The 10,515-nt window shown below is 50.2% G+C and carries 11 protein-coding genes; 3 read left to right on the top strand and 8 right to left on the bottom strand.

Features of this window, described 5'->3' with window-relative positions:
- From ABUA47_RS11990 to ABUA47_RS11975, 4 genes are all read right to left on the bottom strand, one after another.
- The coding region (locus tag ABUA47_RS11990; RefSeq protein WP_349831619.1) for a GNAT family N-acetyltransferase at positions 1–725 on the bottom strand (725 nt) is incomplete at its 3' end.
- Positions 726–767: 42 nt separating this feature from the next.
- Complete coding sequence (locus tag ABUA47_RS11985) at positions 768–1,682, bottom strand: DUF2156 domain-containing protein (protein ID WP_005824900.1); 915 nt, start codon at positions 1,680–1,682, stop codon at positions 768–770.
- Between the two features lie 52 nt (positions 1,683–1,734).
- A complete protein-coding gene (locus ABUA47_RS11980; RefSeq protein ID WP_005824898.1) occupies positions 1,735–2,430 on the bottom strand; it encodes an LrgB family protein in 696 nt (231 codons plus the stop codon).
- Positions 2,427–2,765: a CidA/LrgA family protein gene (locus ABUA47_RS11975; RefSeq protein ID WP_005824896.1), complete on the bottom strand. Its 339-nt coding sequence runs from the start codon at positions 2,763–2,765 to the stop codon at positions 2,427–2,429. Before ABUA47_RS11975 ends, ABUA47_RS11980 begins: the two co-directional genes overlap by 4 nt.
- A 322-nt stretch (positions 2,766–3,087) precedes the next feature.
- Between ABUA47_RS11975 and pta the strand changes: the two genes are divergently transcribed.
- The 3 genes from pta to ABUA47_RS11960 all read left to right on the top strand — a co-directional run bounded on the left by pta (position 3,088) and on the right by ABUA47_RS11960 (position 6,906).
- Positions 3,088–4,107 carry a phosphate acetyltransferase gene (gene pta / locus ABUA47_RS11970; protein ID WP_005824889.1) on the top strand — a complete coding sequence of 340 codons (1,020 nt, stop codon included), beginning with the start codon at positions 3,088–3,090 and terminating at the stop codon, positions 4,105–4,107.
- Between the two features lie 21 nt (positions 4,108–4,128).
- On the top strand, positions 4,129–5,325 hold the full coding sequence (locus ABUA47_RS11965; protein WP_005834728.1) for an acetate/propionate family kinase: 1,197 nt from the start codon (positions 4,129–4,131) through the stop codon (positions 5,323–5,325).
- 180 nt (positions 5,326–5,505) lie between these two features.
- The gene (locus ABUA47_RS11960) at positions 5,506–6,906 is read left to right on the top strand and encodes an alkaline phosphatase (protein ID WP_005824885.1); all 1,401 of its coding nucleotides are present in this window, start codon (positions 5,506–5,508) and stop codon (positions 6,904–6,906) included.
- 106 nt (positions 6,907–7,012) lie between these two features.
- Here the strand turns inward: ABUA47_RS11960 and ABUA47_RS11955 are convergent, their stop codons facing one another.
- The 4 genes from ABUA47_RS11955 to ABUA47_RS11940 form a co-directional block, all read right to left on the bottom strand.
- Positions 7,013–7,225, bottom strand: coding sequence for a hypothetical protein (locus ABUA47_RS11955; RefSeq protein WP_008662841.1), 213 nt, complete (start codon positions 7,223–7,225; stop codon positions 7,013–7,015).
- A 99-nt stretch (positions 7,226–7,324) separates the two neighbouring features.
- The gene (locus ABUA47_RS11950) at positions 7,325–9,181 is read right to left on the bottom strand and encodes a serine hydrolase (RefSeq protein WP_035449873.1); all 1,857 of its coding nucleotides are present in this window, start codon (positions 9,179–9,181) and stop codon (positions 7,325–7,327) included.
- A 41-nt stretch (positions 9,182–9,222) separates the two neighbouring features.
- Positions 9,223–9,987, bottom strand: coding sequence for a UDP-2,3-diacylglucosamine diphosphatase (locus ABUA47_RS11945; protein ID WP_005824878.1), 765 nt, complete (start codon positions 9,985–9,987; stop codon positions 9,223–9,225).
- A gap of 39 nt (positions 9,988–10,026) precedes the next feature.
- Positions 10,027–10,338 (bottom strand): metal-sulfur cluster assembly factor, encoded by a 312-nt coding sequence (locus ABUA47_RS11940; protein WP_005824875.1) that lies wholly within the window; start codon positions 10,336–10,338, stop codon positions 10,027–10,029.
- Between the last annotated feature and the right edge of the window lie 177 nt (positions 10,339–10,515).

The following is a 10,515-nucleotide window of genomic DNA, read 5'->3' as shown; positions in this document are numbered from 1 at the left end:
CGGATGGACGGGAGATTCAAGCTTTGGCAGATATGTTGAAGCAGTAAAGTTTTTGTTGCGGGAGTATCCGACACGATTTCTCCAATGCGCCAGTTGGCTTTCCCTATCGGATAGGTAATGGCCAAAGCCGTGATTTCCTCCCCATTGCTCAATGTGCAAACGAAGCCCTGTCCCAGTTGTAAATCGGCAATGATAACCTGGAAATCCTCTTCCGTATGCTGGATGCAGCAAGGGCGCTCCCGCAATTTCCGGTCGAGATATTCATATCTTTTTTCAGTATATTCGGCAGACATTTCCAAAGTAAGGCCCGTATCGGCTGTCGGTGTACCGGAAGCGATAAAGGTCTCTTCGGCATAGCGGAATACGGGGGCATAACCGCTGCGGCCATAGTAGTCGAACAGCCACGGTTCTGCCGGTATCAGGGTGGATAAGGCGACATTATTGTGTAGCATCCGTGCAAAGGCTTGTGATAACAGCTCGTGCATTACGCCCCGGTTACGGTAATCAGGGTGTGTGCAGGCGCCGGATATATAGGCCGTATGAATATCTTCTCCTTCGAACGTCATAGGATAAGGCAACATCTGTAGGGCGGCAATCACTTCTTCGCCGCTTTGGATGGCAATATTGATATCATTGTTGTAGCGGAGCCGAAAATACAGTTCAGTAAATTCCTCGCTATCATTGAAACAGAGCTTCCATAAGTTCTTTACCTTTTCCCGTATCATCAATCCCTTATCCTTTTAATCCTTAATCTCTAATCCTTACTCTCACCATTTGATAGCTTCCACCGGTTCATCTTTCAGGCATGCCACGTATTTTTCCAGAATAATGGCAGGCTGGTACGAAAGTTTGGCCTTGCGCAATCCTTCAATACCCAAATCCTCTTCACGGTTGAGGTAGACATATTGTTCGGGGATATGGTTGGCAAATTCATAGTTAATCATTGCGTACGCTCCGTCTATGCTGGTGTCGGCCTTTTCCACATGTACTCCGAAGGTATCTTGGTTGATGGGCATTCCGAAAGTGAAGGCGGCAATTTTGCCGTCTACATGCAGGATGCCTCCGGTCAATCCCAGTTCTTCAAAATTGTGGAGGGCGTAGACCAGTGCGCGACGTTCGTTGCCCGTTCCTTCATGCTGGTCGCAATTGTTGGCCTTACACCATTCGGCTTCCAGGTCCAGACATTCCTGGATGCGGTCGGGAGTGATGGGAGTATATTCGTAATTATAGGTGCGTTTGAATTTGTTGACATGATTCCGTTTGGACTGGAATTTCTTTCCGGCAAGCGTGGCGAGGTCTGTACGCAGATAGAGGTAATCGGCATAGTCCCGGTCTGCTGTGAACTGGAATTTTCCGGGCATGAAGGCTTCCAGTTCCGAGCACATGCCCGAACATATTCCCAGCAGGCAGAAAGGTTCCCCTTCCCGGTGTGCGTCTTCGACCAGTGCGTCCAGTACTTTTGTCAAATCTCCGTTACCTATCGGCATCATGTACACCAGTTCGTCGTTTGCCCAGAATTTCAGCAGGAGGAAGCCGTCCATGATGGCAAACTTTGTATTGTATAGAAAACGCCAGCTGCATAGGTTGGAGAATGAGAGGTCACAATTCCGTCGCGGACTGTTCTGTGTATAGGAAGTAATCAGTTCTTTGTCTTGTAATTCGATATCTTTAAATGAAATCATACGTTGTTTTTAGTTGGTTATGATTATAGATAACAAAAATAAGAAGATTTTGTTAGAGTAGCCCTAATAATCGCAGAATAGTTGGGGTCAGCAATGCAGTGAAAATACCATTCAGGGTCAGGCCGAGGCTGGCGAATGCGCCGTATTTGCGGCTGATGTCCATGGCTGTGGAAGTTCCTACCGCGTGGGCGGCGGCTCCCAAGGAAAGGCCTTGTGCCATAGGACTGCCGATGTGGGTCAGTTTCATGGTCTTGAAGCCCAGTATTCCTCCCAGCAAGCCTACACAGACCACTACGGCGGCGGTAAGTGAGGGAATGCCGCCCAGCGACTTAGTTACTTCCATGGCTATCGGCGTAGTGACCGACTTGGGCGCCAGGGAGTAGATAATCTCGTCGGAAGCCCCCATCAATTTAGCTATCAGCACGACAGAGATAACTCCCACAATGCAGCCGGCAAGTTGTGACAGCATGATGGGGAGCAGCTGTTTCTTAATCGTTTCCAATTGGAGGTATAGGGGGACTCCCAGGGCTACAACAGCGGGTTTCAGCCAGAATTCTATCAGATGTCCTCCTTCATTGTAGGTCTCATAACTGATATGTGTCATCTTCAGGAAGACAATGAGGATGGCAATTGTCAGCAGGATGGGGTTCAGCAACATGATGCCGGTCTTTTTCTGCAGGAGTTTGGCCAGAAAGAAAATCCCGAAGGTGACAGCCAATAGGAAAAATTCGTTTTCTAAAAAGTTCATTTGATTTTACGTGTTAGTTGATGAACCCATCCGGTGACTACAATCACCAGCAGGGTGCTGATTATGGAAGCGGTCACTATCGGCCAGAACTCGGAGGCGATGACATCGAAGTAAAGCATGAGAGCTACACCGGGCGGTACGAAGAAGAAGCCCAGGTTGGCAACCAGGAAGTCGGACATACCCTGCACCCAGTGCAGTTTAATCCAACCCAATTTCAAGAATAGGGTGAGCAACAGCATACCGATGATGCTGGAAGGTAACTTGATACCCGTAAAGAAAACAATCAGTTCACCCAAAGCTAAGCATCCGAAAAGGATGGCGCATTGACGAATCATATTATTATAATACCTATTGTTATACGTTGAAAACGCTGCAAAGGTAGGTATTCTATGTATTGCTTGTTATCGTTGTATCCTGATTTTTTTTATGTCGTTTGTAGAGTCGGGCGGGTTGTTCCTGCCGGACGGGTAATTGTTTGTTGCAGAGGGGCACGTGTGCGTACACATGAATGCTGGGAATACCTAATGTTAAATATTATAATAATTATGGTCTGAACGGTAAAAAGACCGATGTTTGCAATGTAGATATTGCAAAATTGTGTACTTTTGCGGCGTGAATAACACATACTGCCGATTCTTAATAGACAATTAAAATATCATGCAAAGATTAATTAACGAAATTGTTGAGCGTGCCAAAGCAAACCGCCAACGAATTGTTCTTCCCGAGGGTACGGAAGAGCGTACACTGAAAGCTGCCAATCAAATCCTGACTGACGGAGTAGCCGACTTGATTATCCTTGGAAAACCTGCCGAGATAGAGGCTTGTGCCAAAGAGTGGGGGCTGGGAAATATAAACAAAGCTACCATTATCGACCCGGAAGACCATCCTAAGAAAGAAGAATATGCCCAACTGCTTTGCGAGCTCCGCAAAAAGAAAGGCATGACCATCGAAGAGGCTCGCAAGTTGGTTGTCGATCCGCTTTATCTGGGCTGCCTGATTATAAAGAACGGCGACGCTGACGGCCAGTTGGCAGGTGCACGCAACACTACGGGTAATGTACTTCGCCCTGCTTTGCAGATTATCAAGACTTCCCCGGGCATCACTTGCGTTTCGGGTGCCATGCTGCTGCTGACACATGCTCCTGAATATGGAAAGAACGGTATCCTGGTGATGGGTGACGTGGCTGTGACTCCGGTGCCCGATGCAGAACAATTGGCACAGATTGCCGTATGTACGGCACGTACAGCCCAGGCAGTTGCCGGTCTCGACCCGAAAGTTGCCATGCTGAGCTTCTCTACCAAGGGCTCTGCCAAGCACGAAGTGGTGGATAAAGTGGTTGAGGCATTGAAGATTGCCAAGGAGATGGCTCCCGATATTGCCATCGACGGTGAGTTGCAGGCCGATGCAGCTTTGGTGCCGGAAGTAGGTGCAAGCAAGGCTCCGGGTTCTTCTATCGCCGGACATGCTAACGTATTGGTTGTCCCCAGCCTCGAAGTGGGCAACATCTCCTACAAACTGGTGCAACGTCTGGGACATGCTGATGCCGTAGGACCTATCCTACAAGGTATCGCCCGTCCGGTGAACGACCTTTCACGCGGTTGCTCCATCGAGGATGTGTATCGCATGATTGCCATCACTGCCAATCAGGCCATTGCTGCCAAAAAGAATGCTGAATAACTTTTAAATCTGATATATAGTATGAAAATCTTAGTATTGAACTGCGGTAGCTCGTCCATCAAATACAAATTGTTTGATATGGACCGGAAAGAAGTTATCGCCCAGGGTGGTATCGAAAAAATTGGTTTGAAGGACTCTTTCCTGAAGTTCACCTTGCCCAGTGGCGAGAAGAAAGTTCTTGAGAAGGACATTCCAGAGCATACCGTAGGTGTGGAATTTATCCTGAACACTTTGACAAGCCCTGAATATGGAGCCATCAAGTCTTTGGACGAAATCAATGCCGTAGGTCACCGTATGGTGCATGGAGGCGAAAAGTTCAGCGAGTCTGTACGGCTGACGCCGGAAGTGCTTGCCGCCTTCACTGCCTGCAACGACCTGGCTCCGCTCCACAATCCTGCTAACCTGAAGGGGGTAAATGCAATATCTGCCATTCTGCCTAATGTTCCGCAGATTGGTGTGTTCGATACGGCTTTCCATCAGACCATGCCGAAGCATGCCTATCTGTATGCCGTGCCTTACGAACTTTATGAAAAGTACGGCGTACGCCGTTATGGTTTCCACGGAACCTCACACCGCTACGTATCGCAGCGCGTCTGCGAGTTCCTAGGTGTAGAGCCGGAAGGAAAGAAAATCATCACTTGCCACATTGGCAACGGTGGTTCCATTACTGCCATCAAGGACGGTAAGTGTGTAGACACCAGCATGGGCTTGACCCCGCTGGAAGGTCTGATGATGGGTACCCGCAGTGGTGATATTGATGCCGGTGCCGTTTCCTTCATCATGGAGAAAGAGGGTCTGGATGCCAACGGCATCTCCAACCTGCTGAACAAGAAGAGCGGTGTGCTGGGTATCTTCGGTGAATCCAGTGACATGCGCGACCTGGAAAATGCCGTAGCTGCCGGCAATCCGAAGGCTGTTCTGGCTGAAGAAATGTACTTCTACCGCATCAAGAAATATATCGGTGCCTATGCCGCTGCTTTGGGTGGTGTGGATATCGTGGTATTTACCGGTGGTGTCGGCGAGAATCAGGCAAGTGCCCGCTGGGGTGCATGTGAAGGCCTGGAATTCATGGGCATAAAGCTGGATGCCGAGAAGAACAAAGTACGCGGTGAAGAAATGGTTATCTCTACCGAAGATTCTCAGGTGAAGGTGGTGGTAATCCCCACTGACGAGGAACTGATGATTGCTTCGGACACGATGGATATTCTGAAGAAGTAATATCGCTGTAATATTTCCCGGTTCCGGCTTCCCGGAGTCCGGATGTGGTTTCGCCCCTGCAAATATGTAATGTATTTGTAGGGGCGAAATGTTTTCCGAATCCTTTAAAATACCTATCTTTGTTACTCGGTTAAAAACAATAAAGGCAATTTCTCGAATAACTTTAAATAAGAACTGCTTATGAAACGATTAATGTATGTGTTGTTCTTTGTACTGCTGACCAGCGGCATGGCCTATGCCCAGCAGGCGAAGTACGTGTTTTATTTCATCGGTGATGGAATGGGTGTGAACCAGGTGAACGGTACGGAGATGTATCTGGCCGAACAAGAAGGGCGCATCGGTGTAAAGCCTTTGCTGTTCACTTCTTTCCCGGTTGCCAGCATGGCAACTACCTTTTCTGCCACCAACTCGGTGACTGACTCTTCTGCTGCCGGAACAGCCCTGGCTACCGGTGCAAAGACCTACAACGGCGCCATTGGTATGGACGATAACAAGAGTGTGCTTCAGAGTGTGGCCGAGAGAGCCAAAAAGTCCGGTAAGAAAGTTGGGGTAACTACCAGCGTCAGTGTAGACCATGCTACTCCCGCCGCATTCTATGCCCATCAGCCGGACCGTGGCATGTATTACGAGATAGCCCTCGACCTGCCGAAAGCCGGTTTCGACTTCTATGCAGGCGGTGGTTTCTTGAAACCGACTACCACTGCCGATAAGAAAGAGGCTCCGAGCATCTTCCCTATCTTTGAAGAAGCCGGCTATACCGTTGCAAGGGGCCTTGACGAATATAAGTCGAAGTCTGCCCAGGCGGACAAGATGATTCTTATCCAGAAAGAAGGGGCAGAGCCTTCTTGCCTGCCCTATGCCATCGACCGCCAGGAAGGCGACCTGACGCTGGCCGAAATTACCGAAAGTGCCATCTCTTTCCTGACCAAAGGCAGTAACAAGGGTTTCTTCCTGATGGTTGAAGGTGGAAAGATTGACTGGGCCTGCCACGGAAACGACCCCGCCACAGTCTTTGAGGAAGTGGTGGATATGGACAACGCCATCAAGGTGGCTTACGAGTTCTATAAGAAGCATCCCAAAGAAACGCTGATTGTGGTAACTGCCGACCATGAAACCGGTGGTCTGGGTCTGGGTACCGGTAAGTACGAGCTTCAACTGAAAGCCCTTGCCAAGCAGAAGCAGTCTCAGGATATCCTTTCACGTTCCATCACGGACTTACGCAAGATGCGCAAGGTTATCAACTGGCCGGAAATGAAGGAATTCCTGGCAGAAAAGATGGGTTTCTGGAAAGAACTGCCGGTGAGCTGGGAGCAGGAGAAGATGCTGCGTGATGCTTACGAAGAATCATTCGTGAACAAGCATGTAGTGTTTGAGGAAAGTCTTTATGCCAAGACTGAGCCCCTGGCTGTTGCCGCCAAGAAGGTAATGAGCCAGATTGCCATGGTAGGCTGGACCAGCGGTGGCCATACAGCCGGATATGTGCCGGTATTCGCAGTAGGTGCAGGCTCCAAGCTGTTCGTGGGTAAGATGGACAACACGGAAATCCCGAAACGCATAGCCAAGGCTGGTGGATACAAATAATAGAAAGTCACTACAGATTACACGGATTCTCACAGATTGGAAGCTCTGATATCAAGTATAAGAGACTAATCTGTGAGAATCCGTGTAATCTGTGGTGGCTGTCTATTTATTCCTTAAGGTCCTTCTTTATAATTTCATCCATCTCCCGGATACGTTTCTCCCGTTCCTTGGCAGATTTTATTTTCTGGTCCTTGTATCCGGTATCTGTCCGTTCGGAGACCTCTTCGCTCCATTCCTCGAATTCATCCGTTGCCGGACGTCCGTGCGGGTCTATGTTCTCTTCGGCAATCGGGTCGTTTCTGTAAATCATATCATCCATGACGCTAATGTTTTTAATGTTATGATGTTATTACAACCATGCCGGGAAAAAGTTCCGGTAACCTTCACTTTTTCGTAATCGTTTATAAGAATAAACGTTTTATAGCGCGGGCAGCAGGTACTTCCATATTAGATTCAGCTCTGCCTGCATGTCGGGGATGTTGGCGGTGACGGCAATGACGGCATCCTTGTCCGGCAACACCAGTATGTATTGTCCGTTGGCACCATCGGCACGGTAGGCGTTGTGGCGGCAGCGCCACATCTGGTAGCCGTAGCCCTGCAGCCAGTCGCTTGTCTTGGCGCTCATCTTCGCTTTCTTCAGCATCTCCGGTTTCATGCCGGCGGGCAGTGAGGGCACTTGGCAGGCAGATGCCTCCTTTACCCATTCTTCGGGCAGAATCTGCTGTCCGTTCCAGTTTCCTTTCTGCAGGAACAGTTGTCCCATCTTGGCAAGGTCTTCCGTTTTGAGGTACAACCCCCAGCCTCCGGTATTGATGCCTTGCGGGCTTTCCTGCCACCGGGCGTTGACGATGCCAAGCGGGCGGAACAGACGGGGATAGAGATAATCCACCACTTTCTCGCCCGTCACTTTCTGTACGATGGCTGAGAGCATGTAGGTTCCCAGGCTGTTGTAGGTGTAGAAGGTACCGGGCTTGTGCTCCACGGGGAAGGCAAGGAACTCCTGCACCCAATCGGCGTCCGCCTTTTTGCGTACCGTTCCGGTGGGGTCGGTGTCGTGCCCGCAGTTCATGGTCAGCAGGTCGCGTACGGTCATGGCTGCCAGATTTTCGCTGACGGTTGCCGGAAGCTTGTCGGGGAAGAAGGAGATGACCTTGTCCGTCAGCTTCAGCCTGCCTTCGGAGGCGGCAAGTCCCACGGCGGTGGCGGTGAATGTCTTGCTGACGGAGTTCAGGATGTGAGGCTCATCCTCTTTCCCTTCGCCCATCCATTCTTCGGCAATGACATTGCCGTGTTGCACAATCATGATACTGTGCAGGTCTTGTCCGGCTTTCTTTACGGCATCCAGATATCTGTTCATGGCCTTGTCCAGCTTCGGAGTAGCGGCGGCGCGGGGCAGGCCCTTGGTCAGTTGGTTGATGGAAATCAGCTTTATGCCTTTGTCCTCAATGGCTTTCCGGACGCGGGGGCTTGTCAGCAGGTCGGTCACTCCCTGGCGGTCCAGCGCCACGTCCTCATATCCGATGTGGAAGACGGTTTTCATTTCATCGTTGTCCAGTGCCGGGTGGTCTAAGAAAAGGTAGCGCTGGCCCGGTTGCAACTTCTCCAATGCTTTGATGAAGCTAGCCTCCTTTTCTTCGGCGGTTCTTTTGGGGCCGTCGTACCCGATGTAGGTAAACCGGTAGTCCTTGGAGGAGTCCATGCGGTCGATGGACGGCAGGTTGTATTCTTTGGCGAGCCGTTGCACCAGCTCGTTCACTTCCTTGCTGAAACCGGTGGAGAGCATGTGTCCGGACAGATGGCTGAGTTGCGGAATGCTTTTCAGCGTCGTCTCTATCTGTGCGCGGAACTCCTGCTCTATCTCCTTGATGTCCCATTTCTGCTCCATGATGGACTGTCCCGGATAGGCGGGGTTAGGGAACATCATCGGGTAGAAATAGCCGTTCTCGTCCGTCAGGCTGGGGCAGTGGGTCAGCGGACGCCACTTCACGTTCTCCCACTCGCTGGTGATGACGAGGTGCAGGCCGACGTCCAGTCCCGGATTTTCTTTCAGCATCTTGATGGCTTCTGGATACCAGGCTGCTACGGGCATCACTTCCACGCTGCGGGCAATACCCGAGCGGTAGGTCTGGATGCAGGCTTCGTTGACGGAATGCAGGGCACCGAGATCGTCAATGCGGATGACAAGTGTCGGGGCGCCGGATTGTCCCCATATCGGCAATGCTCCTGCTGCGAGCAGGCATCCGGCAATCATGTTTTTCAGTCTTAAAGGTTTCATGGGTGGTAATGGTATGATGGTTAACAGTTTGGAAATGCGGGTTATAGCTTCGTCTCTCCCTCCACAAAATTCTCAAGGAAGAGGTTCTCGCCGTCAAAGACGGCGTACGAAAAGTAGTTTATCCAGTCGCCGAGGATGAGGATGCGGGCGGTACTGCTCAGCATCAGGTCCAGTTCGATGTGGCGGTGACCGTAGATGAAGTAGTTGATGTTGGGATGGCTTTTCAGGTATTCCTTGGTGTAGAGCACCAGGTATTCGTTGTTTTCTCCCATGTATGCGGGTTCTTTCCCGTCTATGCGTTTCAAGCGGCTGTGCTTGGCCCAGTTCAGTCCCAGCTCCATGCTCCAGCGGGGGTGCAGGGCAGAGAACAGCGTCTGTAGGGTACGGCTGCGGAACATGGCGCGCAGCATCTTGAACTTCTTGTCCGGGTCGCCTAGCCCGTCACCGTGGGCAAGGTAGAACTCTTTTCCGAAGATTTCGGTGGTCAGCGGTTCGCGGTGTATCATGACGCCGCACTCCTTGGTCAGATAGTCGCCGCACCAAAGGTCATGGTTTCCCGTGAAAAAGTGGACTTCTACTCCCAGGTCGGTCAGTTCGGACAGCTTGCCCAGAAAGCGGGTGTATCCTTTGGGCACTACGGTACGGAATTCGTACCAGAAGTCGAACATGTCTCCCAGCAGGTATACGGCCGATGCCTTGTGCTTGATGCTGTCCAAGAAGTTGACCAGCCTCCGTTCTTGGGTTCGTCCGTGTTCGATGGCTCGTGAGCCCAGGTGAGCATCCGAGAGGAAATATACATTCTTCATTTTCAACTTTCCATTTTCAACTTTGAACTTTCAACTGATTTAAAGGAATCCCAGTTCCAGTTTCGCTTCTTCGCTCATCATGTCCTTGTCCCACTCGGGTTCGAAAACGAGATTGATGGTGGCGGAGGTTACGCCGTCGATGGATTCCACCTTCTGGCGCACATCTTCCATGATGAAGTCGGCTGCCGGACAGTTGGGGGCAGTCAGCGTCATGTCGATGGAGGCTTCTCCCTGGTCGGAGACGTCTATTTTGTAAATCAGTCCCAGGTCGTATACATTTACCGGTATTTCCGGGTCGAATACGGTCTTGAGCATGGAGACTATTTTCTCTTCTATTTCAAATTTGGTCATATTCGTAGGGTTTTATATATAGGTTTTCAAAGAACAAAGCTATGGAATTTAATTGAAAATGCAAAGGAACGCCCTCCTTTTCATTACTTCAGAAAGGGTTTGTCTTATCCTGATATAGGTAGACACATTTACAAACTAATAAATGTGTTACTATTATGACTTCAAAACGAAAGCTTT

Source organism: Bacteroides sp. RTP31139st1_H2_RTP31139_211217, from assembly GCF_040227615.1.
GTDB classification, from domain to species: domain Bacteria; phylum Bacteroidota; class Bacteroidia; order Bacteroidales; family Bacteroidaceae; genus Bacteroides; species Bacteroides uniformis.
This window is presented reverse-complemented; position numbering and strand designations above follow the sequence as displayed.

Coding starts and splice junctions, on each gene's coding strand:
- ABUA47_RS11985 (WP_005824900.1), bottom strand. CDS start 1,682: ATGATTTCATTTAAAGATATCGAATTACAAGACAAAGAACTGATTACT.
- ABUA47_RS11980 (WP_005824898.1), bottom strand. CDS start 2,430: ATGAACTTTTTAGAAAACGAATTTTTCCTATTGGCTGTCACCTTCGGG.
- ABUA47_RS11975 (WP_005824896.1), bottom strand. CDS start 2,765: ATGATTCGTCAATGCGCCATCCTTTTCGGATGCTTAGCTTTGGGTGAA.
- pta (WP_005824889.1), top strand. CDS start 3,088: ATGCAAAGATTAATTAACGAAATTGTTGAGCGTGCCAAAGCAAACCGC.
- ABUA47_RS11965 (WP_005834728.1), top strand. CDS start 4,129: ATGAAAATCTTAGTATTGAACTGCGGTAGCTCGTCCATCAAATACAAA.
- ABUA47_RS11960 (WP_005824885.1), top strand. CDS start 5,506: ATGAAACGATTAATGTATGTGTTGTTCTTTGTACTGCTGACCAGCGGC.
- ABUA47_RS11955 (WP_008662841.1), bottom strand. CDS start 7,225: ATGGATGATATGATTTACAGAAACGACCCGATTGCCGAAGAGAACATA.
- ABUA47_RS11950 (WP_035449873.1), bottom strand. CDS start 9,181: ATGAAACCTTTAAGACTGAAAAACATGATTGCCGGATGCCTGCTCGCA.
- ABUA47_RS11945 (WP_005824878.1), bottom strand. CDS start 9,987: ATGAAGAATGTATATTTCCTCTCGGATGCTCACCTGGGCTCACGAGCC.
- ABUA47_RS11940 (WP_005824875.1), bottom strand. CDS start 10,338: ATGACCAAATTTGAAATAGAAGAGAAAATAGTCTCCATGCTCAAGACC.